Below are 22,841 nucleotides of genomic sequence, written 5' to 3'. Positions count from 1 at the left end.
GGCGATCATGCCCCCGTGTCGTCAAAAAGCTACCAGCCAAATATCCTGTCAGAACACTGAAGGTGCCTAAGTGAACTGCATTAGCCTCGACGGGCGGCCTTTGCTTGGTATCGCAGAACGCGCTCGTTTTAGCGCGAATAGAATTCGACGACCAGGTTCGGTTCCATCTGCACGGCGAACGGAACGTCCGCAAGGCCAGGGATGCGCGAGAAGGTCGCGACCATCTTGTTGTGATCGGCTTCGATGTAGTCCGGCACGTCGCGCTCGGCGAGACCGACCGCTTCCAGAACGATGACCAGCTGCTTGGACTTTTCGCGCACTTCGACGACATCGCCCGGCTTGCAGCGATACGAGCCGATATTGACACGCTTGCCGTTGACGTTGACGTGGCCGTGGTTGACGAACTGACGGGCGGCGAAAATGGTCGGCACGAACTTGGCGCGGTAGACGACCGCGTCGAGACGCGATTCGAGCAGGCCGATCAGGTTCTCCGAGGTGTCGCCCTTGCGGCGGTCAGCCTCTTCATAGACCTTGCGGAACTGCTTTTCCGAAACATCGCCATAGTGACCCTTCAGCTTCTGCTTGGCGCGCAGCTGCAGGCCGAAATCGGAAAGCTTGCCCTTGCGGCGCTGGCCATGCTGGCCAGGACCGTATTCACGCTTGTTGACCGGGGACTTCGGGCGGCCCCAGATATTTTCGCCGAGACGGCGGTCGATCTTGTACTTCGCGGATTCGCGCTTGCTCATCGCATTCCCTTTTCAAAACAATACACCCGGAACCTCATGGTCCGGGTGAAGGAAACGCGCCCTCCTCTGGCCTCCGTTTTCGAGACCTGACAGGGTTTTCCCACGCAACGCGGCGGAAAACCCACGGGACACGTCAGTTCAAACAAGATAGTAGAATTGGATTTCCACGCATCTTGCCCACATAAAGAAAACCACCGGGCATTGCGGCCCGGTGTTGGCGCGCTGATTAAACGGAGATTTAACCGGTGTCAAGCTTGTGGCTGGCGTAGGCCATGGCGACGATATAGCGTCTCTGGGTTGAGTACAGTGCCGGATGTGGCGGGAGGTTGCGCCAGCGGCATCAGGAAGGGACCGGAGCAGAGGAGCTACATTCGCATGAAGAAATTCTTCCTTACCCTGACAGGAGCCGCTGTGTTGGCGGGATCCATGGCGGTCCTGACACCGGAGCCGGCGGAGGCCAGGCATTGGCAAGGACACCGGCATCACCAGGCTTGCCGCATCGTGATCAAGAAGAAGGTTATCTGGCGGCACGGCCACAAGAAGGTCATACGCTACAAGATCAAGCGCTGCAGCGGGCGCTGGTAGGCTCCTATCCGGTCTCAGGCGGCCGATATCATTTCAAAGCCCGCGGTCTTGGCCGCGGGCTCTTTGATTCCGGATGCTTAACCCTTAGTCTTTCGACTTCTTCTCCGGCAGGCCCTTGCGCTTCGTCTCGGCGAATTCCTCGAGCTGCTTTTCGCTCATCGATTCGTACATTCCCTTGGAAGCGCCCTGGAGTTCGCTCTTCTTGGTCTCGCCGCGCTTGGCCGACAGAGCCGCGCCGGCGGCTTTCTGCTGGGCTTTCGAGGTGGCTGGCATGGCTCTTTCTCCCGTTAGAATCTGGAGAAAAACGCAACGACTGCCGTGATGTTCCGCTTCGGAATCACGACATCGCCAGCCCGAAGCCCTGTATTAGGCGACGGGTCGGAAAATCGGCTCTTTTCGATGTGAAGACGGCAAGGTCGGGGCCTTCAGGCAGCATCTCGCCACGACCGCTCGGATCGATGTCGGCGAGAAGCGACAGCGCCCGGCGCGCGATCGCTTCAGCGGGGTCGAGCCAATCGACCGGCCAGGGCGCCGTCTTGCGCATGCGATTGGCCAGAAAGGGGTAGTGTGTGCAGGCGAGCACGACGATATCCGTACGCAGCGCATCATGTTCGACGAAGCACGGCGTAATCTCGGTGCGCACGGCTTCTTCATCGACGAAGCCCTCACGCATGTAGATCTCAGCCAGTCCCGCCAGCCTGTCGCTGCCGACCAGGCGGACATGGCATTTCTGCGCCCATTTGCTGATCAGGTCGCGCGTGTATTGGCGCTTGACGGTGCCAGGCGTCGCCAGCACCGAAACCAGCCCTGAGCGCGTGCGTTCCGCCGCCGGCTTGATCGCAGGCACCATGCCGACGAAAGGATGCTCGGGAAATCTATCGCGCAACGCATCGATCACCAACGTCGAGGCGGTGTTGCAGGCGATGACGGAAATGGCCGGCGCAAAGCGCTCCAGCAGTTTGCCGAACAATTCGAGTATATGCGCCCTCAGCGCCGGCTCTTCCCAAGCGCCGTAGGGAAACGCAGCGTCGTCGGCGACATAGATGAAGCGGCGGTCGGGCATCAGCACGCGTGCCTCGCGCAGCACGGTAAGCCCGCCGATGCCCGAATCGAACATCAGGATCGGCCGCTCAGTCATTGTCGGTTCCTTTTCCGCCAAGCGGCGGTATGTCATCGTCCTTGCCGGTGTCGGCAAAGCGCGCCGCCTCCGCCTTGCGGGCACGCGCGGCGGCCGCGGGCAAGCGCCGCGGATCGTCGCCAGGGGACCCGTCGCCGCGCGGCATCGCCGGAGAAAACCTGTCGAGCGACGAGATGATGCCGCGCAGCACCTTGAGCTCCGGTTCGGCAAAGCCGGGGCGTGTGAGCACCGCGCGCAGATTGTCGACCATTTTCGGCTTCTTCGGCGCCGGCCGGAAATAGCCGCGCGCTTCCAATGCGCCTTCCAGATACGCAAACAGGCCGTGCAATTCTTCCTTGCTTGCCGGCTTCATGTCCGGGCCGGAAAAATTGGTCTTGGTCTCATCTTCCAGGCCGGACTTCATCCATTCATAGGACATCAGCAGCGCGGCCTGGGCGATGTTGAGCGAGGAGAAATCGGGATCGACCGGGAAAGTGACGATCTCGTCGGCCAAGCCGACCTCGTCATTGTAGAGGCCGAAGCGTTCGCGTCCGAACAGGATGCCAGTGCGTTGTCCCATTGCATGATGGGTCCGAAGCATCCTGCCCGCCTCCACCGGCCCGCGCACGGATTTGAAGCCGTCGCGCTGCCTGGCCGTGGTTGCGAAGACAAAATTCAAGTCGGCGAGCGCCGAGGCCAGGTCGTCGAACACTCTCACGGCGTCGATGACATGGTCGGCGCGGCTGGCCGCCGCGCGTGCCTTCTCGCTCGGCCAACCATCACGCGGGTTGACCAGGCGCAGCTCCGACAGACCGAAATTGGCCATGGCGCGCGCGACCATGCCGATGTTCTCGCCAAGCTGCGGCTCGACGAGGATGATCGCCGGGCCGGCGACTGCAATGCTATCGGGATCTTTGATGACGGGCATGATTGTCAATGAACTGCTGTTTGCGGCATTTCAGCGTCCCTGCCATATTCGGCCGGGAAAATGAAGCATTCGCAAATGACGACGGCTCTGGCCTCCAATTCGTGACCGATCGCCGTTTGCGTGGCCAAAAGCGCTTTGATATACGGGCGACATCTCCCGGCCCAACGCCACGCGGGCAAGGCCGTCCCATATCCCAGCAACGAGGCATTCTTTCCATGGCGAAGATCAAGGTGGCGAACCCGGTCGTCGAACTCGACGGCGACGAGATGACCCGCATCATCTGGCAGTTCATCAAGGACAAGCTGATCCACCCTTATCTCGACCTCAAGCTTGAATATTACGACCTCGGCATCGAGCATCGCGACGCCACCAACGACCAGGTGACCATCGATTCGGCCAACGCCATCAAGAAACACGGCGTCGGCGTGAAATGCGCGACGATCACGCCCGACGAACAGCGCGTCGAGGAGTTCAAGCTGAAGAAGATGTGGAAGTCGCCGAACGGCACCATCCGCAACATCCTCGGCGGCACCATCTTCCGCGAGCCGATCATCATGAAGAACGTGCCGCGCCTGGTGCCCGGCTGGACCAAGCCGATCATCGTCGGCCGTCATGCCTTCGGCGACCAGTACCGCGCCACCGATTTCCGCTTCCCCGGCAAGGGCAAGCTGACCATCAAATTCGTGGGTGAGGACGGCCAGGTGATCGAGCACGATGTGTACGACGCGCCCGGCGCCGGTGTCGCCATGGCCATGTACAATCTCGACGACTCGATCCGCGAGTTTGCCCGCGCCTCGCTGAACTACGGCCTGCTGCGCAACTATCCGGTCTATCTGTCGACCAAGAACACTATCCTCAAGGCCTATGACGGCCGCTTCAAGGACATCTTCCAGGAGGTCTACGAGGCTGAATTCGAGGCCGAGTTCAAGTCGAAGAAGCTGTGGTACGAGCACCGCCTGATCGACGACATGGTGGCCTCCGCCCTGAAATGGTCGGGCGGCTATGTCTGGGCCTGCAAGAACTATGACGGTGACGTGCAGTCCGACACGGTTGCTCAGGGTTTCGGCTCGCTCGGCCTGATGACATCGGTGCTGATGACACCGGACGGCAAGACCGTGGAAGCCGAAGCCGCGCATGGCACCGTCACCCGCCATTATCGCCAGCATCAGAAGGGCGAGGAAACCTCGACCAATTCGATCGCCTCGATCTTCGCCTGGACGCGCGGCCTCGCGCACCGCGCCAAGCTCGACGACAATGCCGACCTAAAGCGTTTCTCCGAAACGCTGGAAAAGGTCTGCATCCAGACGGTCGAGTCCGGCTTCATGACCAAGGACCTGTCGCTCTTGATCGGCCCCGACCAGCCCTGGCTGTCGACCACCGGTTTCCTCGACAAGATCGACGAGAACCTGCAGAAGGCGATGGCCTGACAAGTAAGCAAGATGGGCAAGCCCATCGTCTACGGGGCGGAGTACAGCGTCTATCTACGCATCGTCCGCCTCGTACTCGCGGAAAAAGGCATCGACTACGAGCTTGTGCCGGTCGATGTCTTTGCCGCCGATGGCGTTCCCGCCTGGTATTTCGAGCATCATCCGTTCGGCCGCATCCCGGCCTTCGAGCATGACGGGTTTCGCCTCTTCGAGACAAGCGCGATTGCGCGCTATGTCGAGGAGGCGTTCGACGGGCCGACGCTGCAGCCTGCCGACGCGCGCGGCCGCGCCAGGATGGGCCAGATCATCGGCATGCTCGACGCCTATGGCTATCGCGCGATGGTCTGGGATGTTGCCGTCGAGCGGCTGGAGAAAGAGGCCCCCGACGAGGCGCTGATCGCCAGCGGGCTGCGCCAGGCCGAAACGGTGCTCGGGGTGCTTACCTCACTCAAGGCTCCCGGACCGTGGCTGCTCGGCGACCAGCTCACGCTGGCCGACCTGCACGCGGCACCCATCATCGCCTATTTCCTCAATGTCGCCGAAGGGCAAGGCCTGTTGGCACGGTTCGCGGACATCCAGGACTGGTATGCGCGCATTGCGGCTCGGCCGAGCTTCGTGCGGACTGAACAAGCCCGCGATAAGTATTGAGAGGCCTGCGGGACAGCGCCCCCCTCTGTCCTGCCGGACATCTCCCCCACGAGTGGGGAGATTGGCAGCGTCCGCTAAGGCGCCTATTCCGGCGCGGTTTTATTTCCACGTGGGAGATTGGCGAAAGCCGACGCGACGTCCGATCTCCCCCCAAGTGGGGGAGATGTCCGGCAGGACAGAGGGGGGCGCTGGCCCTCCAACCGTTGCTATAAATTCAGCCCACTAGCCTACGCCGCTTCGAGTGCCGCCCTCACCGCTGCAATCGCATCATCGGCCTTGGAAGCGTCGGGGCCACCGGCCTGGGCCATGTCGGGCCGCCCGCCGCCGCCCTGCCCGCCCAATGCGGCGGAGGCCACGCGGACAAGGTCGACGGCGCTGAAGCGGCCGATGAGGTCGTCGGTGACGGCCACCACGACGCTTGCCTTGTTGTCTTCGCCGGCGCCGACGAAGACGACGACGCCGGAGCCGAGCGAGCTCTTGCCGGCATCGGCCAGCGGCTTCAAATCCTTCGGCGAGACACCGGAGACCGTCTTGCCGAGGAAGCCGACACCGGCGACCGTCTCATTGGCGGCTGGAGCATCGGCTGACGATCCCCCGCCCAGCGCCAGCTTCTTGCGCGCCTCGGTCAATTCCTTCTCGAGCTTCTTGCGCTCTTCGAGCAGCGTCTCGACGCGCGCCGGCACATCGGCCGGCGAAATCTTGAGCACGGCCGCCGTCGCCTTCAAACGCCGGTCCTGCTCGTCGAGATGTTTGCGCGCGGCTTCGCCGGTCAGCGCCTCGATGCGGCGCACGCCGGCGGCGACCGCGCTGTCCGACACGACACGCACCAGGCCGATATCGCCGGTCGCCCGGACATGCGTGCCACCGCAGAGCTCGACCGAATAGGGCCGGTTGGCCTTGGCGCCGTGCACCCCGGTGCCCATGGACACGACGCGCACTTCGTCACCATACTTCTCGCCAAACAGCGCCATGGCGCCTTCGGCAATGGCATCGTCGACCGACATCAGGCGCGTGGACACCGGGCTGTTCTGCACGACGATCTCGTTGGCCATGCGCTCGACCTCTTCGAGGTCCTCCGATGAAATGGGTTTGTTGTGCGAGATGTCGAAGCGCAGGCGCTCGGGCGCCACCAGCGAGCCCTTCTGCGCGACATGGCTGCCCAGCACCTCGCGCAGCGCCTCATGGATCAAATGCGTCGCGGAATGGTTGGCGCGCAACCTGGAGCGGCGCGCATGATCTACCTTCAGTTCGACGGCGGCGCCCGTCTTGACCGTGCCGCTGGCAACCTTGCCGATATGCACGAACAGCCCGTCGGCCTTTTTCTGCGTATCGGAAACCTCGATCGAGAAGCCCTCGCCTGAAATAACGCCGGTGTCGCCCATCTGGCCGCCGGACTCGGCATAGAACGGCGTCTGGTTGACGACGATCGCCACTGCGTCACCCTTGCCGGCGCTGTCGACGGTCTTGCCGTCCCTGACCAGCGCCTGGATGATGCCTTCGGCAGCTTCAGTCTCATATCCGAGGAACTCGGTGGCGCCGGCCTTCTCGCGCACGGAGAACCAGATGGTCTCGGTCGCCGCGTCGCCGGACCCAGCCCAGTGCTTGCGCGCCTCGGCCTTCTGCTGCTCCATCGCATTGGTGAAGCCGGCAAGATCGACAGAGATGCTGCGCTGGCGCAGCGCGTCCTGCGTCAGATCGAGCGGGAAGCCATAGGTGTCGTAGAGCTTGAAGGCCGTCTCGCCGTCCAGCATGTCGCCGGCATGAAGCGTTTCGGTCGCCTCCGAAAGCAGGCCGAGGCCGCGCACCAGCGTCTTGCGAAACCTGGTCTCCTCGAGCTTCAGCGTCTCGGTGATCAACTGTTCGCCGCGCAGCAGTTCCGGATAGGCCTGACCCATTTCGCGCACCAGCGCCGGCACCAGCTTCCACATCAGCGGTTCGTTGGCACCGAGCAACTGCGCATGACGCATGGCGCGGCGCATGATGCGACGCAGGACATAGCCACGGCCTTCGTTCGAAGGCAGCACGCCATCGGCGACCAGGAAGGAGGACGAGCGCAGATGATCGGCAATGACCCGGTAGGACGCGACAGTCTCCTTGTCGGGACCATGCCCGATCGCGGACGAGGCGGCGTCGATCAGGTGGCGGAACAGATCGGTCTCGAAGACGCTTTCCACCCCTTGCAGGATGGACGCCATGCGCTCCAGGCCCATGCCGGTGTCGATCGAGGGGCGCGGCAGGTCGATCCGCTCCTCCTTCGTCACCTGTTCATACTGCATGAACACCAGGTTCCAGAATTCCAGGAAACGGTCGCCATCTTCCTCCGGGCTGCCGGGAGGACCACCCCAGATGTGCTCGCCGCGGTCGATGAAGATCTCCGAACACGGACCGCACGGGCCGGTATCGCCCATCGCCCAGAAATTGTCCGATGTCGCGATGCGAATGATGCGGTCGTCGGAAAACCCGGCGATCTTCTTCCAGAAACCGGCCGCCTCGTCGTCCGTATGATAGACGGTGACCAGCAGCTTGTCCTTGTTCAGCCCGAACTCCCTGGTGATCAGGTTCCAGGCAAGCTCGATGGCTCGCTCCTTGAAATAGTCGCCAAAGGAAAAATTGCCGAGCATCTCGAAGAAGGTCAGATGGCGCGCAGTGTAGCCGACATTGTCGAGATCGTTGTGCTTGCCGCCGGCGCGCACGCTCTTCTGGGCTGTCGACGCGCGCGAATAGGGCCGCTTCTCCAAACCGGTGAAGACATTCTTGAACTGCACCATGCCGGCGTTGGTGAACATCAGTGTCGGATCGTTGCGCGGCACCAGCGGGCTCGACGCGACGATCTCGTGACCCTCCTTGCGGAAGTAGTCGAGAAATGTCGACCGGATCTCGTTCACGCCACTCATGAATGCTGCCTTTTCGGAAGAGCCGCCGGCAAACCGGCGGAAATGGGCTCTGCGTTTTTAGAAGATTAGGACTTGGCCTTTTAGCCGCCGCGCCTCACCCTGTCCAGAAACACGGAATTGGTCCAATCCACGGCCTTTGCCGGCCGTTCGAACCGGCCTGTTTTCGCTGCCGAAACGCAAAACCGCCGGCACTGGGCCGGCGGTTTCGAAACGCAATAACGCGGAACTCAATTACATAAGCCTGAGATAATAGAACGCGATTATGGCCGAACTCCGGCCGGCATCGCGCACGAAGCTGTTACATGGCGCCGGATTCTTCCTCGAAACCGTCGTCTTCGCCGCGCTCAGGGCCGCCATTCTCGAGGAATTTCTCGGCGATCAGCCCGGCATTCTGCCTGATCGACAACTCGATCTCGCGTGCCGTGTCGGGATTGTCACGAAGGAACAGCTTGGCATTTTCGCGGCCCTGGCCGAGACGCTGCGAATTATAAGAAAACCAGGCGCCAGACTTCTCGACAATACCGGCCTTGACCCCGAGATCGACCAGTTCGCCGGTTTTGGACACGCCCTCACCAAACATGATGTCGAATTCGACCACCTTGAAGGGCGGCGCCAGCTTGTTCTTGACCACCTTGACGCGGGTCTGGTTGCCGACAACCTCGTCGCGGTCCTTGATCGAGCCGATGCGGCGGATGTCAAGACGCACCGAAGCGTAGAATTTCAGCGCGTTGCCGCCCGTCGTGGTCTCGGGCGAACCAAACATGACGCCGATCTTCATGCGGATCTGGTTGATGAAGATGACCATGGTGTTGGAGCGCGAGATCGACGCGGTCAGCTTGCGCAGCGCCTGGCTCATCAAGCGGGCCTGCAGGCCGGGCAGCGAATCGCCCATCTCACCTTCAATTTCGGCGCGTGGCGTCAGCGCCGCGACCGAATCGACCACCAGCACGTCGATGGCGCCGGAGCGCACCAGCGTGTCGCAGATTTCCAGCGCCTGCTCACCGGTGTCGGGCTGCGAGATCAGGAGGTTTTCGAGATCAACGCCAAGCTTGCGGGCATAGACCGGATCGAGCGCATGCTCGGCATCGACGAAGGCGCAGATGCCGCCCTTCTTCTGGGCTTCCGCAACGGTGTGCAGCGCCAACGTCGTCTTGCCCGAGCTTTCCGGCCCGTAGATCTCGATGATGCGGCCGCGCGGCAAGCCACCAACACCAAGCGCGATGTCTAGGCCAAGCGAGCCGGTCGGCACCGTTTCAATCTCGACGACCTGATCGTTGGCGCCGAGCCGCATGATCGAGCCCTTGCCGAAAGCCCGCTCGATTTGCGACAGCGCCGCATCCAGAGCCTTTGATTTGTCCACTGCCTTGTCCTCTACCAGCCGCAAAGAATTCTGAGCCATGATACATCACCCCTTGGTCGTCAATGAAGGCCGGACAATCCGTAATCCCTGCCTATTTGTACCTTTTTTGTTCTCATTTGGCAAGAGGGGTCAAATATCTGAAAAACAAACAATATCCGGATTTGTTCTTTTTTTGTCCAAGGATTCGATCAGGGATGCACCACACGTTGGGCCAGACGGCTCGGTTGTTTCGATCTGCCGAATCGCCGCCTTGCATGCGAAGCTCCGTCGCGCAGCCTAGCGCTTGTGCGGCTGGAATAACAAAGGTCATATCGCCGACATGCTGAAATCCACGAAAATACTGGCCGTAGGCGGCGCCCATATCGACCGGCGCGGCCAGGTGTCCGGCGCTTACGTGCCGGCTGCCTCCAATCCCGGCACGATGCGCGAGGATGTCGGCGGCGGCGTCTTCAACGCTTTGCGCAGCGCCGTGCGGCGCGGCGTCTCCGCGTCGCTCATGTCGGTTCGCGGCGGCGATGCCGCTGCCGACACCGTTTCGCGAGCCATCGCCGAGGCAGGCATTACCGACCTGTCGGCGGTCTTCCTCGACCGCACGACGCCGAGCTACACGGCGCTGATCGACAGTGAGGGCGAGCTGATCGTCGGCTTTGCCGACATGGCGCTCTATGATTTGGCGTTTCCCAAGCAGATCAGGCGCTCCAAGGTGCGGGAGGTGATCGCTGGCGCCGATGCGATCCTGTGCGACGCCAATCTGCCCTCTTCGGCGCTGGAACGGCTGGTGGCGCTCGCCGCGGGCAAGCCGATTTTCGCCATTGCCATCTCGCCGGCCAAGGTGGTGCGGCTGATACCGGTGCTGAAGGAGCTCTCGCTCGTCTTCATGAACCGGCGCGAGGCCATGGTGCTGGCCGGCGTCGCCGCGACTGCCACGGAGCGCGAGGTCGTCGACGGGTTGCGATGCAGCGGCCTTGTCAGCGGCGTGGTGACGGCGGGCAGCGAGCCCATGCTGGGCTTCGATGAAGCCAGCGCCTTCTCGATCCTGCCGCCGCCGCCAAGAAAGGTCGCTGACGTCACCGGCGCTGGCGATGCGCTGGCGGGCGCTACGGTTGCTGCCTTGCTGCGTGGCCTGCCGCTGCGGGCAGCTCTGCGCGAAGGCATTGCCGGGGCGACGCTTGCCATCGAAAGCGCCAGCGCCGTTCCGGAGTTCACCGCGGCTGATTTCACTGAGGCATTGGCTCTTGTGCCGGATGCCAGGGAAGTGGCATGAGACCGGCGAATTCATAGTGCCGCGATGTTGCCTGGTGTCCCGACGGACGCGCCGCATTCCGGATTGGAGACCCTGATGACCCCTGAGACCGCCGGCCCCTTCATCGACATCCACGCGCCGGTGGCGCAGGCCCTGGCGGCCGGCCGGCCGGTGGTGGCGCTGGAAAGCACCATCATCACCCATGGCATGCCCTACCCCGACAATGGCGCCATGGCGGCCGATGTCGAAAAGATCATCACCGATGGCGGCGCCGTGCCGGCGACCATCGCCGTGGTTGGCGGCCGCATCAAGATCGGGCTTTCGGACGGCGAGCGCGAATCGCTGGCGATGACGGGCGACGCCATGAAGCTGTCGCGCGCCGATCTCGGTTTTGCCGTGGCGCAAGGGCGCACCGGTGGCACCACGGTCGCCGCCACGATGATCGCGGCGCATATGGTCGGCATAAAAGTGTTCGCCACCGGCGGCATTGGCGGCGTGCACAAGGGCGCCGAAAAGAGTTTTGACATTTCCGCCGATCTCGACGAGCTGGCGCGCACCCCGGTCATCGTCGTCTCGGCCGGCGCCAAGGCGATCCTCGACATCGAAAAGACGCTGGAGGTGCTGGAGACGCGCGGCGTGCCGGTGATCGGCCATGGCTGCGAGACGATGCCAGCCTTCTGGTCGCGACATTCGCCATTCCGCGCGCCGCTGACCTTGCACGAGCCGGAAGAGATCGCGCATTTCTACCAGACGAGGGCAGCGCTGGGGCTCGCCGGCGGCATGCTGATCGCCAATCCTGTGCCGGAAAACCATGAAATCCCGGCTGAGGAGATGGCGGGCTATATCGACGCCGCGCAGAAGGCCGCAGAAGCGCTCAACGTGACCGGCAAGGCGGTGACACCCTTCCTGCTGTCGAAAATCCTCGAACTGACCGGCGGCAGGAGCCTCAAGACCAACATCGCGCTGGTGGAAAACAACGCGCGGCTGGCGGCACGGATTGCGAAGGCGTTGTAGGCCAACGTCGGCGGGACAGCACCCCCCTCTGTCCTGCCGGACATCTCCCCCGCAAGGGGGGAGATCGAATGTCGTCAACGCCTCTGCCAATCTTCAACGTTGAAAAAAGCAGGCAGACGGTGAAACCGCCAATCTCCCCCCTTGCGGGGGAGATGGCCGGCAGGCCAGAGGGGGGTGGTGTCCCTCGACCGTCCCAAGGCTGGCATCACTTCCCCGCCCGCCGTCCAGCCGCATACGCCCGCCGTACCCAGGCCGCCATCTCGTCGGGATCATCGAAAGCGCTGTCGGGAACGCCCCAGTAGGGCATGGCGACCAGCTTGCCGTGGCGCGAGCCGGTATAGGTCCATTGCGTGCAGCCGGCGGCCTCGAACTCGGGCGCGCTTTGCTCGTCGGCCTTCAGCATCAACTCACCGCGCAGCACGATGGCGACGATGACACCGTCGAAATAGATGCCCTTGCCGCCGAACAGTTTGCGGATGCTGACAGGGCCGAGGCCCTCGAACAGTTCGGCGATGCGTTCATTGTCCATGCCGCGATCATGTCACCGGCGTTTGGCCTTGTCATCGCCGCAACCAAAATCATGCTGACAGGTTGTGTGAGGTCGATCGGAGTTTCCCGCCATGCCCGTCCTGCTCAAAGGGTCCTGCCGCTGCAATGCCGTGCGTTTCGAGGTGGAGAGCCACACGCCGGCGCCATTCATACTGTGCTACTGTTCGATCTGCCGCAAGCAGCAGGGCGGCGGCGGGTTTGCCATCAATCTCGGTGCGGACAACGAAACACTGAACATCAGGGGCAAGCGCAGCCTCGGCGTCTTTCGGGCGGAGATCGAGGACGACGAGCATCCGCATTGCGAAATCTCGACCGGCGAGCGCAATTTCTGCAAGAAATGCGGGGCGGCCCTTTGGCTCTACGATCCGACATGGCCGGAACTGGTGCATCCCTTCGCCTCGGCGATCGACAGCGATTTACCCATTCCGCCAAGCAAGGTGCACCTGATGCTGAAATACAAGGCGAACTGGGTGGAGCCGGAGGTTGGCAAGCATGACAAGGTCTTCGACGTCTATCCCGAGGAATCGATCGCCGACTGGCACAAGCGGACGGGCATGTGGGTGGATTAGCGTCCTTCACCCCGTTTACGGCGGGGCGGTTGCATATGGGTTTTTACGAAGAGGACCCCCACCCTAACCCTCCCCACAAGGGGGAGGGAACGCTGCCGCGCGCCATCCTTTTGGCGTCGAAACCTCGGGGATTTGCGGAATCAGCGCCTACCAAGTCTCCCTCCCCCTTGTGGGGAGGGATTAAGGGGGTATTCGTAGAGCGCAAGCCAGTCATATGCGATCACCCCTGCCGCTTACGGGGCTGGAAGATCAGGCCGAGGCGCGTGCTTCTGCCAGCGCCTTCAGGTCGGCCGGCTTGAGTTCGACGGATTCGCCGCAACCGCAAGCCGAACTCTGGTTCGGGTTGCGGAATGTGAAGCCGGTGCGAAGCGTCGTCTGCTCGAAATCCATCTCGGTGCCGAACAGGAATAGCGCTGCCTCGGGCGCCACATAGACATGCGCGCCATCGCGCTCGATATGGTCGTCCTTGGTGTTGGGCTCGGTCACCAGATCGACCGTATATTCCATCCCGGCGCAGCCGCCCTTCTTGATGCCGAGGCGGATGCCATGCGCGTTGTCGCGGGTGGCGACAATCTCGCGCACCCGGTCGGCGGCCTTTTCGGTCATCGTGATGACGGCGAAGCGTCCCATTCTTTTTCCTTCCATTCCATGCAGGTTCAAGGCCTGCCGAATGATTCCTCACCTAAAATGGTGAAGTTTTATCCCTGGTGCAAGTGCACCAGCCTCTGTCGGGCTAGTACCAACCCACCGCCACCTGCGCCTCTTCCGACATGCGGTCGGCCGACCATGGCGGGTCGAAAGTCATGTTGACCTCGACGCCGGACACGCCTTCGACGGCGCCGACGGCATTCTCCACCCAGCCGGGCATTTCGCCGGCGACAGGGCAGCCCGGAGCGGTCAGCGTCATGTCGATCTTGACCGAGCGATTGTCCTCGATGTCGATCTTATAGATCAGGCCGAGCTCGTAGATATCGGCTGGGATTTCCGGATCGTAGACGGTCTTCAGCGCCGAGACGATGTCGTCGGTCAGCCGCGCCAGCTCGTCGGCTGGAATGGCCGATCCCGAAACCAGCGCATTGGGCGCTGTTTCCGGAATGGTCTCGGCTGCGATGCTCACATCATCCATGGTCGTCACCCAAAAAAATCGTCATCCAAAGAATTTGCGCGCTTTTTCAAGCGCCTCGGCCAAAGCGTCGACTTCGGCCCTGGTATTATACATGCCGAACGATGCCCTGCATGTGGAGGTTACGCCGAAGCGTTTCAACAGCGGCTTGGCGCAATGGGTGCCGGCGCGGACAGCAACGCCCTGCCTGTCGATCACCATCGACACGTCATGCGCATGAATGCCTTGCAGCTCAAACGAGATGATGGCGCCCTTGCCGGGCGCATCGCCGAAGATGCGCAGCGAATTGATGGCGCGCAGCCGCTCATGCGCGTAGTTCTTGAGGTCTTCCTCATGGGCGGCAATGCGCTCGCGGCCGATTTTTTCCATATAGTCGAGCGCAGCACCCAGCCCGATCGCCTGGACGATCGGCGGCGTGCCGGCTTCGAAACGGTGCGGCGGCTCGTTGTAGGTGACGATGTCTTCCGTCACCTCTTCGATCATCTCGCCGCCGCCCATGAAGGGCCGCATGCCCTGGAGAATGTCCTTCTTGCCGTAGAGAACGCCGATGCCCGAGGGGCCGTAGACCTTGTGGCCGGTGAAGACGAAGAAGTCGCAGTCGAGATCCTGCACATCGATCGGCATATGCACGGCGCTCTGGCTGCCGTCTACAAGGACGGGAATTCCACGCGAATGCGCAATGCGCACGATCTCCTTGATCGGCGTCACCGTGCCCAGCGCATTCGACATCTGCGTGATGGCGACCAGCTTGGTGCGGTCGGTCAGCCGCTTCTCGAATTCGTCGATGTGGAATACGCCGAGATCGTCGACCGGCACCCAGACCAGTTTGGCGCCCTGCCGCTCGCGGATGAAATGCCACGGCACGATATTGGAGTGGTGCTCCATGATCGACAGCACGATCTCGTCGCCCTCGCCGATGTTGGGCATGCCATAGCCATAGGCGACCGTGTTGATGGCCGAAGTCGTATTCGAGGTGAAGACGATGTTGTCGGTGCTTGGCGCGTTGAGGAAGCGGCGCACCGTCTCACGGGCCTTTTCGTAGGCGTCGGTCGCGGCGTTCGAGAGAAAATGCAGGCCGCGGTGGACGTTGGCGTATTCCTGGGAATAGGCATGCTGGATTGTGTCCAGCACCACCTGCGGCTTCTGTGCCGAGGCGCCATTGTCGAGATAGACCAGCGGCTTGCCGTAGACTTCCCGCGACAGGATCGGGAAATCGCGGCGAATCGCTTCGACGTCGTAGAAATCTCCGCTCTTGCCCGGTGCGTTCATCAGATCACCCGTGTGCCACGAACCAGCCGTCGAGCCGCGCTTCCAGCGCCTCGACGATCGCCTCGTCCTCCAGTTCCTCGATCACCTCCGCGACGAAGGCCTTCACGAGCAGCCCCCGCGCGCTTTTCTCGTCGACGCCGCGCGCCATCAGGTAGAACAGATGGTCGTGGTCTATTTCGGTGACCGTCGCGCCGTGGCCGCAAATCACGTCGTCGGCGAAGATTTCAAGCTCCGGCTTGGTCGAGAACTCGCCATCGTCCGACAAAAGCAGCGTGTTGCAGGCCATCTTGGCGTTGGTCTTCTGCGCATATTGATGGACGTTGATGCGGCCCTGGAACACACCGCGCGCCTTGCCCGTCACCACATTGCGGATCACTTCCGTAGAGGTCGTGTGCGGCACGGCGTGGTCGAGCACCATGGTCACGTCGGTGTGGGTGTCGCCGGCCAGCAGGTTGATGCCGCGAAGCTTGAAATCGGCGCCTTCGCCAGTCGTCCTGACCATGATCTCCTGGCGCACGAGCTTGCCGCCGGCGTTCATGACGAACAGCGTCAGTTTCGCATTCTTGCCGATATGGGCCTTGAACTGCGCCAGATGCGTCGCCGTTTCCGGCTGCTCCTGGACGACCAGCCACGTTACCTCGGCGCCCTCGTCGAGCACGATCTGACTTACCGAGCTGCTCAAGGCAGCGCCATCACCCGTCTGCCGTTCGACGATGACGGCCTTGGCGCTGGCGCCGACGCGCACGGGCAGGCGCACATGCGTCTGGCCGCCAGCCTGCAGGTTCTGCAGTTCGATCGGCTTTTCCAGCTTCGTCCCATCGGCAATATCGATGAAATAACCATCGGCAACGAAAGCCGTGTTCAGCGCGCCGATGGCATCGTCGCTGCCATAGGGATCGAGCCCCGGTGCGATGCTGCCGTCGATCAGCTTTTCCGAAAGGCGCTGGAAGGTGACGCCTTCAAGGACAGGCACCTTGGCGTCGGACTTGCCGTTCAGGATCGACACCACGGCGGAACCTTCGACGATCGGTGCGATGGCTTTAGCCATGGCGGCCGGGTCGAAGTCCGGCACGGTATTCAGCAACCGGCGCAGGTCGGTATAGTGCCAGGATTCGACGCGCCGCGTCGGCAGACCGTGCTTGATCGTCTCGATGGCGTCGTCGCGCTTCAGCATCACCGCGCCGTCGCCCGGCAGCAGCGACAATCGGTCGCCGAACGCGTCGATCAACGCTGTCTCGGCCGGTGTCCGCTGCGGTTGTGCGTGCATATTCATCAAACTGCCCTCTGGCATCTCACGCTGCTTCGCCGATCACGCCGGCATAGCCATTGGCTTCCAAATCGAGCGCCAGCGACTTGTCGCCTGACTTGATGACCTGGCCCTTGTAGAGCACGTGCACGGTGTCGGGCACGATGTGCTCAAGCAGGCGCTGGTAGTGGGTGATGACCAGGAACGCCCGGTCCGGCGCCCGCAGCGCGTTGACGCCGTCGGACACGATCTTCAGCGCATCGATGTCGAGGCCGGAATCGGTCTCGTCGAGCACGCACAATTTCGGCTCCAGCAGCTTCATCTGCAGGATCTCGGCGCGCTTCTTCTCGCCGCCGGAGAAGCCGACATTGAGCGGCCGCTTGAGCATCGCCATGTCCATGCTGAGCGAGGCGGCGGCTTCCTTCACCCGCTTGAGGAATTCCGGGATCTTCAGCGGCTCCTCGCCACGTGTCTTGCGCTGCTCGTTCATCGCCACTTTCAGGAATTCCATGGTCGCGACGCCCGGTATCTCCATCGGATACTGGAAGGCGAGGAAGATGCCTGACGTGGCGCGCTCGGCCGGATCCATTTCGAGGATCGACTGGCCGTTGTAGAGGATGTCGCCTTCGGTCACTTCATAGTCCTCGCGGCCGGCGAGGATGTAGGACAGCGTCGATTTTCCCGAGCCGTTCGGCCCCATGATCGCGGCGACCTGGCCGGCTTTCACCGTCAGGTTCAAGCCGCGGATGATCTCGGTGCCGTCATCGACGATGCGGGCGTGCAGGTTTCTGATTTCAAGCATTTTTTCGTTTCCTGAATATATATCCGGTCAGCCGACCGAGCCCTCAAGGCTAATCCCGATCAGCTTCTGCGCTTCGACCGCGAATTCCATCGGCAGTTGCTGGATGACATCCTTGACGAAGCCGTTGACGATCAGCGCGATCGCTTCCTCTTCCGGGATGCCGCGCTGCATGACGTAGAATTTCTGGTCCTCGGAAATCTTCGACGTCGTCGCCTCGTGCTCGAACTGCGCCGTCGAATTCTTGGCTTCCATGTAAGGCACGGTGTGCGCGCCGCACTGGTCGCCGATCAGCAGACTGTCGCAGTTGGTGAAATTGCGGGCGTTGGTCGCTTTGCGATGCGCCGAGACCTGGCCGCGATAGGTGTTCTGCGAGTAGCCGGCGGCGATACCCTTGGAGATGATGCGGCTCGACGTGTTCTTGCCAAGATGGATCATCTTGGTGCCGCTATCGACCTGCTGATAACCGTTCGACACGGCGATCGAATAGAATTCGCCTTGGGAATCGTCGCCACGCAGGATGCAGCTCGGATATTTCCAGGTGATGGCCGAGCCGGTCTCCACCTGCGTCCACGAGATCTTCGAGCGGTCACCCCGGCAGTCGCCGCGCTTGGTGACGAAATTGTAGATGCCGCCCTTGCCCTCGGCGTCGCCGGGGTACCAGTTCTGCACCGTCGAATATTTGATCTCGGCATCGTCGAGCGCCACCAGCTCGACCACCGCGGCATGCAGCTGGTTCTCGTCGCGCTGCGGGGCCGTGCAGCCCTCGAGATAAGAGACGTAAGCCCCCTCCTCGGCGATGATCAATGTGCGCTCGAACTGGCCGGTGTTCTTCTCGTTCATGCGGAAATAAGTCGACAGCTCCATCGGGCAGCGCACGCCCTTGGGCACGAAGACGAAGGAGCCGTCGGTGAACACGGCGGAGTTCAGCGTCGCGTAGTAATTGTCGGAGGTCGGCACGACCGAACCGAGATACTTCTGCACCAGCTCCGGATGCTCGCGGATGGCTTCCGAGATCGAACAGAAAATGACGCCGGCCTGCGCCAGCTCCTTCTTGAAGGTGGTGACGACGGAGACGGAATCGAACACGGCGTCGACAGCGACGCGGCCCGATTTGTAGACGTTATCGCTGACCTCCTCGAGCTCCGAGGCATCGGTCTTCTGCACACCGGCAAGGATTTCCTGCTCCCGCAGCGGAATGCCGAGCTTTTCATAGACCTTCAAGAGTTCGGGATCGACATCGCTGAGCGAGGTCGGGCCGGGCGTGCTCTTGGGCGCCGCATAGAAATAGATGTCCTGGAAATCGATCTTCGGATAGTGGACGCGCGCCCAGGTCGGCTCGTCAAGCGTCAGCCAGCGGCGATACGCTTCCAGACGCCATTCCAGCATCCAGGACGGCTCGTCCTTCTTGGCCGAAATGAAACGGATGATGTCTTCGCTGAGGCCCTTGGGGGCCTTGTCCATCGCGATTTCGGTCTGGAATCCGTATTTGTATTGGTCGACGTCGATCTTTCGGACCCGATCGATCGTGTCCTGCACAGCAGGCATATGCGTTCTCCATCCACGCCGGGGTCAAGGCCCGACAGTTTTCAAACTATGGCACCGCCAAAACCGAACCCCAAGAGGTGCTCGCGGCGGCGTAAGTTTAATATAGTGCGCTTCGACCGGGAATTCACCCGGCCAGCATGAAACGCACGGCTCTACCAGGCCGAAAGGCCCAAATTCGTCCAACCGCTACGCGGCCCGTTCTCTATCCGCCCTACGTGCGGCAATACCCGCAAGCGCGGTGCGGAAAAGCTCAACGTCTTCCGCGCCGGTCGCCGGTCCGATGGACACCCGCAAGGCGCCGAGACTGTCGCCGTATCCCATGGCTTTCAGCACATGGCTCGGTCCGACCTTGCCAGACGAACAGGCAGAGCCGGCCGACAGCGCCACACCGGCCAGATCGAAGGCGATCTGCGCGGTTTCGGCTTTGACGCCCGCAATAGCGAAGAATGCCGTATTGGCAAGCCTTGGCGCACCGGTTCCGAAGATTTCCGCGTCCGGCACCAGCGTTTTCACGATGGCCTCGATCTCGTCGCGGCGCCGGCGCACCGCATCCATGGCCGGCAATCCGGCAAGGGCCTCGCGGGCGGCCGCGCCAAAACCGGCAATGGCAGCGAGGTTTTCAGTGCCGCCGCGATGGCCCTTTTCCTGGCCACCGCCAGTGACCAGCGGCTTCGGCATCATCAGATCCGAAGCCGCGACCATGGCGCCGACGCCCTTGGGACCGCCGATCTTGTGCGAGGACAGAATCAGATAATCGGCGTAACCAGCTGATAGATCGATCGAAACACGCCCGGCGGCCTGCACGGTGTCGACAATGAGGATACCGCCCGCCGCCTTGACAATCCCGGCGATGCGATCGATCGGCTGGATGACGCCGGTTTCGTTGTTGGCGGTGTGGATGGCGACCAGCGGCAGGCCTTCGCTCTTGTCATGACCGCCGAGCACCGATGCCAAGGCGCCGAGATCGGCGATGCCGTTGGCGTCGACACCGATCCGGGTAACCTGCGCTGCCGGGAAGTGTCCGCCATTCAACAGGCAGGGATGATCGGCCTCGGACACGTAAAGCCGGCTCATGCGCACGGTGCCGCGCCCCATCCGCCAGTCTGGTGACAGCAGCGTCGAGGCTGCTTCCGTCGCACCGGAGGTGAACACGATATGCTCCGCCTTGGCGTTGACGAGCGCCGCCACGTCACGCCTGGCGGTCTCGATCAGGCGGCGGGCCGCACGCCCCTCGGCGTGAACCGATGACGGATTGGCGGCGACGTCAAGCGCCGCGACCATAGCCTCGCGGGCCGCGGCAAGCAGCGGCGCACTGGCATTATAATCGAGATAGGCGCGTTTTGCGGCCATTTTCGTCCGTCAAGTCCCGTCAGAAGCCATTCCGATGTCGTATGGCGTTATTTCCTTGAAATTCCAAGGCGAGCCGTCCTATTTACGCGGCTTGCGGCGCGGGTGGCCGGGCTCGATGTCTTGCCACCCAGTTTTGAACAATTCTAAACTAGCTTCTAAGAAGACGCTCGCCCTGCGTCAAGGCCAGAGGAAACGTTCCAGGCACCGCGCGTTCGTATTACCAAGTGGAGTATTTTATGCCTGAGGTCATTTTCACCGGTCCTGCCGGCCGCCTGGAGGGTCGCTATCAGCCTTCCAAGGAAAAAAGCGCGCCGATTGCCATCGTCCTGCACCCGCATCCGCAATTCGGCGGCACGATGAACAACAAGATCGTCTACGACCTCTTCTACATGTTCCAGAAGCGGGATTTCACCACGCTGCGCTTCAATTTCCGCGGCATCGGCCGCAGTCAGGGCGAATTCGACCACGGCACCGGCGAGTTGTCGGATGCCGCCGCGGCGCTGGATTGGGTGCAGTCGCTGCATCCCGATTCCAAGAGCTGCTGGGTCGCCGGCTACTCCTTCGGCTCCTGGATCGGGATGCAGCTTCTGATGCGCCGGCCGGAGATCGAAGGCTTCATCTCGATCGCGCCGCAGCCCAACACCTATGATTTCTCGTTCCTGGCGCCCTGCCCGTCATCGGGCCTGATCATCCATGGCGATGCCGACAAGGTGGCGCCGCCGAAGGATGTGCAGGGCCTGGTCGACAAGCTGCACACGCAGAAGGGCATCACCATCACGCAAAAGACGTTGCCCGGCGCCAACCATTTCTTCGCCAACGATGCCGACCTGCTGCTCGAGGAATGCGCCGACTATCTCGACCGCCGGCTGGCCGGCGAATTGTCGGATCCGCGTCCGAAGCGGCTGAGATAAACAAGAAAAGAACGGACGGCGATGTACGAGCCTCCTCATTTCAGGGAAACGCGGCCGGAAATCCTGCACGGGCTGATCCGGACGCATCCGCTGGGCCTGTTGATTTCCAACGGGTCCGATGGGCCGGTCGCCAACGCTGTCCCGTTCCTGCTCGACGCGGAAATCGGGCCTAACGGCAGGCTGCGCGCCCATCTGGCGCGGGCCAACCCGCAATGGCGCCTGCTGGCCGACAATCCGGCTTCACCGGTATTGATCGTCTTCCAGGGCAGCGATGCCTATGTGACGCCGTCCTGGTACGAGACCAAGCGCGAGACCGGCAAGGTGGTGCCGACCTGGAATTATGCCATCGTGCAGGTTCGCGGCACAGTCAAGGTGATGGATGACCAGGATTGGCTGGCGCAGCAGATCGCCGATCTGACGGCGTCGCAGGAAGGCGCTCGCCAAGCGCCCTGGGCAGTGACCGACGCGCCGGAGCCGTTCATCCAGTCGCAGATCAAAGGCATTATCGGGCTGGAAATCGAGATCAGCGAAATCCACGGCAAGTGGAAGGTCAGCCAGAACCGGCCTGTGGCCGATCGCGTCGGCGTTGCCCAAGGGCTGGAAAGCGAAGACCACCAGTCGCCCGGCATGGCCGGCCTAGTCAGATCCTATGGCGGGCTGGACGGCAACTGAACTTCGGATGCTCAGGCAGCCTTCCTTGTCGGTCCGATCAGCCAAAACGTTGTCTTGCGGACCGGCAGTCCCGAAGGCATCGGCCGGAAGATGAAGCCGAGCCGGGCAAAGACCAGCCCGCAGGCCAGCGCGAAACCGCAGCCAAGGCCGAAGCCGGCGACGGTGTCGCTGGGATAGTGCGCGCCAACGAAGATACGGGTCGAGGCGATGCAGGCAGTGATCGCCAGGGCGATGTACCAGCGCCGCGGAAACAACAGCAAAGCGACCCCGAACACCGCGCCCATCGTCGTACCATGGCCGGATGGAAAGCCGGCGAAGCGCGCATCGAAAGCGAAGGGGTGAAGGGTAAGCACGCCAAAGTCCTCGTAATAGAGCGGGCGAGCCCGGCCAATCGCATATTTCAGCACATTGACGGCGATTCCCGACAGGCCGGTGGCGCACAGCACCAGAAAAGCCAGGCAGGTCCAGTTGTAGAGGAGCATCAGCGAGCGCCGGGAGAGGCTTCGCCAATCCGTCAGGTTCGCGGCGACAAGCAGAAGCGCCGACGGAATGAGATACCAGCCACCCAAGCCGAACTGGGTGAAAAAGTCGGCAGTCCGGGCAAATCCCGCCGACCACTTGCCGTGAAGCATTCCGGCCGGAGTGTCGAGACGAACAAACGCTGCCGCCGTCAGCAAAATCCAGACCAGCACCCAGACCGACCACAAAACGTTCGGGTATCTGGCCGGACGGGTGGCAAGGCGGCTTTTGGCGATCTGCATCGTATCGCGAAAATTGTCGAGCGACCGGCGCCCTACCCCAAGGAGCAGGCTCGAAACGGGCGGGCGTGATTTCACCAGCATA

23 protein-coding genes are annotated in these 22,841 nt (G+C 62.3%); 8 read left to right on the top strand and 15 right to left on the bottom strand.

All coding sequences use genetic code 11. The annotated features are described in order from the left end of the window. Positions 1 to 128: 128 nt before the first annotated feature. Positions 129 to 746 carry a 30S ribosomal protein S4 gene (gene rpsD, locus NKH95_RS31780; RefSeq protein ID WP_023759539.1) on the bottom strand — a complete coding sequence of 206 codons (618 nt, stop codon included), beginning with the start codon at positions 744 to 746 and terminating at the stop codon, positions 129 to 131. A 375-nt stretch (positions 747 to 1,121) separates the two neighbouring features. Here rpsD and NKH95_RS31775 point away from each other — a divergent pair, with 375 nt between their 5' ends. Then, positions 1,122 to 1,331 carry a hypothetical protein gene (locus NKH95_RS31775; protein ID WP_023810329.1) on the top strand — a complete coding sequence of 70 codons (210 nt, stop codon included), beginning with the start codon at positions 1,122 to 1,124 and terminating at the stop codon, positions 1,329 to 1,331. 84 nt (positions 1,332 to 1,415) lie between these two features. Here the strand turns inward: NKH95_RS31775 and NKH95_RS31770 are convergent, their stop codons facing one another. From NKH95_RS31770 to NKH95_RS31760, 3 genes are all read right to left on the bottom strand, one after another. Next, the gene (locus tag NKH95_RS31770) at positions 1,416 to 1,604 is read right to left on the bottom strand and encodes a DUF3008 family protein (protein ID WP_023810328.1); all 189 of its coding nucleotides are present in this window, start codon (positions 1,602 to 1,604) and stop codon (positions 1,416 to 1,418) included. 64 nt (positions 1,605 to 1,668) lie between these two features. Further along, the gene (murI, locus tag NKH95_RS31765) at positions 1,669 to 2,469 is read right to left on the bottom strand and encodes a glutamate racemase (RefSeq protein ID WP_023810327.1); all 801 of its coding nucleotides are present in this window, start codon (positions 2,467 to 2,469) and stop codon (positions 1,669 to 1,671) included. Next, on the bottom strand, positions 2,462 to 3,376 hold the full coding sequence (locus NKH95_RS31760; RefSeq protein WP_128303273.1) for an RNA methyltransferase: 915 nt from the start codon (positions 3,374 to 3,376) through the stop codon (positions 2,462 to 2,464). The genes murI and NKH95_RS31760 overlap by 8 nt, the downstream gene beginning before the upstream one ends. 215 nt (positions 3,377 to 3,591) lie before the next feature. Here NKH95_RS31760 and NKH95_RS31755 point away from each other — a divergent pair, with 215 nt between their 5' ends. Both NKH95_RS31755 and NKH95_RS31750 read left to right on the top strand, forming a co-directional pair. Then, complete coding sequence (locus NKH95_RS31755) at positions 3,592 to 4,803, top strand: NADP-dependent isocitrate dehydrogenase (RefSeq protein ID WP_127321786.1); 1,212 nt, start codon at positions 3,592 to 3,594, stop codon at positions 4,801 to 4,803. A 12-nt stretch (positions 4,804 to 4,815) separates the two neighbouring features. Continuing rightward, positions 4,816 to 5,451, top strand: a complete 636-nt coding sequence (locus tag NKH95_RS31750; protein ID WP_352440145.1) for a glutathione S-transferase family protein — start codon at positions 4,816 to 4,818, stop codon at positions 5,449 to 5,451. 227 nt (positions 5,452 to 5,678) lie between these two features. Here NKH95_RS31750 and alaS read toward each other — a convergent pair whose 3' ends face one another. Then, positions 5,679 to 8,345 carry an alanine--tRNA ligase gene (gene alaS / locus NKH95_RS31745; protein ID WP_352440144.1) on the bottom strand — a complete coding sequence of 889 codons (2,667 nt, stop codon included), beginning with the start codon at positions 8,343 to 8,345 and terminating at the stop codon, positions 5,679 to 5,681. A 298-nt stretch (positions 8,346 to 8,643) separates the two neighbouring features. Then, on the bottom strand, positions 8,644 to 9,744 hold the full coding sequence (gene recA / locus NKH95_RS31740) for a recombinase RecA (protein ID WP_023810321.1): 1,101 nt from the start codon (positions 9,742 to 9,744) through the stop codon (positions 8,644 to 8,646). A 280-nt stretch (positions 9,745 to 10,024) separates the two neighbouring features. On the opposite strand from recA, the gene NKH95_RS31735 reads away from it, so the two are divergent. Both NKH95_RS31735 and NKH95_RS31730 read left to right on the top strand, forming a co-directional pair. After that, positions 10,025 to 10,969, top strand: coding sequence for a carbohydrate kinase family protein (locus tag NKH95_RS31735; protein ID WP_352894344.1), 945 nt, complete (start codon positions 10,025 to 10,027; stop codon positions 10,967 to 10,969). A gap of 75 nt (positions 10,970 to 11,044) precedes the next feature. After that, a complete protein-coding gene (locus tag NKH95_RS31730; protein ID WP_352440142.1) occupies positions 11,045 to 11,962 on the top strand; it encodes a pseudouridine-5'-phosphate glycosidase in 918 nt (305 codons plus the stop codon). Positions 11,963 to 12,167: 205 nt separating this feature from the next. Here NKH95_RS31730 and NKH95_RS31725 read toward each other — a convergent pair whose 3' ends face one another. After that, positions 12,168 to 12,491, bottom strand: coding sequence for a TfoX/Sxy family protein (locus NKH95_RS31725; protein WP_128303267.1), 324 nt, complete (start codon positions 12,489 to 12,491; stop codon positions 12,168 to 12,170). A gap of 91 nt (positions 12,492 to 12,582) precedes the next feature. Between NKH95_RS31725 and NKH95_RS31720 the strand changes: the two genes are divergently transcribed. Continuing rightward, complete coding sequence (locus NKH95_RS31720) at positions 12,583 to 13,080, top strand: GFA family protein (RefSeq protein WP_352894341.1); 498 nt, start codon at positions 12,583 to 12,585, stop codon at positions 13,078 to 13,080. Positions 13,081 to 13,329: 249 nt separating this feature from the next. Here the strand turns inward: NKH95_RS31720 and sufA are convergent, their stop codons facing one another. From sufA to NKH95_RS31685, 7 genes are all read right to left on the bottom strand, one after another. After that, a complete protein-coding gene (gene sufA, locus NKH95_RS31715; protein ID WP_023810316.1) occupies positions 13,330 to 13,710 on the bottom strand; it encodes a Fe-S cluster assembly scaffold SufA in 381 nt (126 codons plus the stop codon). A gap of 103 nt (positions 13,711 to 13,813) precedes the next feature. Further along, on the bottom strand, positions 13,814 to 14,206 hold the full coding sequence (locus NKH95_RS31710; RefSeq protein ID WP_352673838.1) for an SUF system Fe-S cluster assembly protein: 393 nt from the start codon (positions 14,204 to 14,206) through the stop codon (positions 13,814 to 13,816). 21 nt (positions 14,207 to 14,227) lie between these two features. Beyond that, positions 14,228 to 15,472: a cysteine desulfurase gene (locus NKH95_RS31705; protein WP_352894339.1), complete on the bottom strand. Its 1,245-nt coding sequence runs from the start codon at positions 15,470 to 15,472 to the stop codon at positions 14,228 to 14,230. Positions 15,473 to 15,476: 4 nt separating this feature from the next. Beyond that, positions 15,477 to 16,745, bottom strand: coding sequence for a Fe-S cluster assembly protein SufD (sufD, locus tag NKH95_RS31700; RefSeq protein ID WP_352751548.1), 1,269 nt, complete (start codon positions 16,743 to 16,745; stop codon positions 15,477 to 15,479). A 19-nt stretch (positions 16,746 to 16,764) separates the two neighbouring features. Continuing rightward, positions 16,765 to 17,520, bottom strand: coding sequence for a Fe-S cluster assembly ATPase SufC (sufC, locus tag NKH95_RS31695; protein WP_352894336.1), 756 nt, complete (start codon positions 17,518 to 17,520; stop codon positions 16,765 to 16,767). A gap of 27 nt (positions 17,521 to 17,547) precedes the next feature. Further along, on the bottom strand, positions 17,548 to 19,065 hold the full coding sequence (sufB, locus tag NKH95_RS31690; RefSeq protein ID WP_352610551.1) for a Fe-S cluster assembly protein SufB: 1,518 nt from the start codon (positions 19,063 to 19,065) through the stop codon (positions 17,548 to 17,550). 186 nt (positions 19,066 to 19,251) lie between these two features. Then, a complete protein-coding gene (locus NKH95_RS31685) occupies positions 19,252 to 20,415 on the bottom strand; it encodes a cysteine desulfurase family protein (RefSeq protein WP_352610550.1) in 1,164 nt (387 codons plus the stop codon). A gap of 236 nt (positions 20,416 to 20,651) precedes the next feature. Between NKH95_RS31685 and NKH95_RS31680 the strand changes: the two genes are divergently transcribed. Together NKH95_RS31680 and NKH95_RS31675 are read left to right on the top strand one after the other, a co-directional pair. Beyond that, positions 20,652 to 21,326: an alpha/beta hydrolase gene (locus NKH95_RS31680; protein ID WP_023669128.1), complete on the top strand. Its 675-nt coding sequence runs from the start codon at positions 20,652 to 20,654 to the stop codon at positions 21,324 to 21,326. Between the two features lie 21 nt (positions 21,327 to 21,347). Then, on the top strand, positions 21,348 to 21,998 hold the full coding sequence (locus NKH95_RS31675) for an FMN-binding negative transcriptional regulator (RefSeq protein WP_352440138.1): 651 nt from the start codon (positions 21,348 to 21,350) through the stop codon (positions 21,996 to 21,998). 11 nt (positions 21,999 to 22,009) lie between these two features. On the opposite strand, the gene NKH95_RS31670 is transcribed toward NKH95_RS31675, so the two are convergent. Further along, complete coding sequence (locus NKH95_RS31670; protein WP_352610549.1) at positions 22,010 to 22,840, bottom strand: phosphatase PAP2 family protein; 831 nt, start codon at positions 22,838 to 22,840, stop codon at positions 22,010 to 22,012. Position 22,841: the final 1 nt, after the last annotated feature.

It is taken from the genome of Mesorhizobium sp. M0848 (genome assembly GCF_040319805.1).
GTDB lineage: Bacteria > Pseudomonadota > Alphaproteobacteria > Rhizobiales > Rhizobiaceae > Mesorhizobium.
The sequence above is the reverse complement of the archived record's forward strand: the minus strand, read 5'-3'. Positions and strand labels throughout refer to the sequence as shown.

Coding starts and splice junctions, on each gene's coding strand:
- NKH95_RS31725 (WP_128303267.1), bottom strand. CDS start 12,491: ATGGACAATGAACGCATCGCCGAACTGTTCGAGGGCCTCGGCCCTGTC.
- rpsD (WP_023759539.1), bottom strand. CDS start 746: ATGAGCAAGCGCGAATCCGCGAAGTACAAGATCGACCGCCGTCTCGGC.
- NKH95_RS31685 (WP_352610550.1), bottom strand. CDS start 20,415: ATGGCCGCAAAACGCGCCTATCTCGATTATAATGCCAGTGCGCCGCTG.
- NKH95_RS31750 (WP_352440145.1), top strand. CDS start 4,816: ATGGGCAAGCCCATCGTCTACGGGGCGGAGTACAGCGTCTATCTACGC.
- recA (WP_023810321.1), bottom strand. CDS start 9,744: ATGGCTCAGAATTCTTTGCGGCTGGTAGAGGACAAGGCAGTGGACAAA.
- NKH95_RS31710 (WP_352673838.1), bottom strand. CDS start 14,206: ATGGATGATGTGAGCATCGCAGCCGAGACCATTCCGGAAACAGCGCCC.
- NKH95_RS31775 (WP_023810329.1), top strand. CDS start 1,122: ATGAAGAAATTCTTCCTTACCCTGACAGGAGCCGCTGTGTTGGCGGGA.
- sufC (WP_352894336.1), bottom strand. CDS start 17,520: ATGCTTGAAATCAGAAACCTGCACGCCCGCATCGTCGATGACGGCACC.
- alaS (WP_352440144.1), bottom strand. CDS start 8,345: ATGAGTGGCGTGAACGAGATCCGGTCGACATTTCTCGACTACTTCCGC.
- sufD (WP_352751548.1), bottom strand. CDS start 16,745: ATGAATATGCACGCACAACCGCAGCGGACACCGGCCGAGACAGCGTTG.
- NKH95_RS31705 (WP_352894339.1), bottom strand. CDS start 15,472: ATGAACGCACCGGGCAAGAGCGGAGATTTCTACGACGTCGAAGCGATT.
- sufB (WP_352610551.1), bottom strand. CDS start 19,065: ATGCCTGCTGTGCAGGACACGATCGATCGGGTCCGAAAGATCGACGTC.
- NKH95_RS31720 (WP_352894341.1), top strand. CDS start 12,583: ATGCCCGTCCTGCTCAAAGGGTCCTGCCGCTGCAATGCCGTGCGTTTC.
- NKH95_RS31675 (WP_352440138.1), top strand. CDS start 21,348: ATGTACGAGCCTCCTCATTTCAGGGAAACGCGGCCGGAAATCCTGCAC.
- NKH95_RS31735 (WP_352894344.1), top strand. CDS start 10,025: ATGCTGAAATCCACGAAAATACTGGCCGTAGGCGGCGCCCATATCGAC.
- NKH95_RS31680 (WP_023669128.1), top strand. CDS start 20,652: ATGCCTGAGGTCATTTTCACCGGTCCTGCCGGCCGCCTGGAGGGTCGC.
- NKH95_RS31670 (WP_352610549.1), bottom strand. CDS start 22,840: ATGCTGGTGAAATCACGCCCGCCCGTTTCGAGCCTGCTCCTTGGGGTA.
- NKH95_RS31770 (WP_023810328.1), bottom strand. CDS start 1,604: ATGCCAGCCACCTCGAAAGCCCAGCAGAAAGCCGCCGGCGCGGCTCTG.
- NKH95_RS31760 (WP_128303273.1), bottom strand. CDS start 3,376: ATGCCCGTCATCAAAGATCCCGATAGCATTGCAGTCGCCGGCCCGGCG.
- NKH95_RS31730 (WP_352440142.1), top strand. CDS start 11,045: ATGACCCCTGAGACCGCCGGCCCCTTCATCGACATCCACGCGCCGGTG.
- murI (WP_023810327.1), bottom strand. CDS start 2,469: ATGACTGAGCGGCCGATCCTGATGTTCGATTCGGGCATCGGCGGGCTT.
- NKH95_RS31755 (WP_127321786.1), top strand. CDS start 3,592: ATGGCGAAGATCAAGGTGGCGAACCCGGTCGTCGAACTCGACGGCGAC.
- sufA (WP_023810316.1), bottom strand. CDS start 13,710: ATGGGACGCTTCGCCGTCATCACGATGACCGAAAAGGCCGCCGACCGG.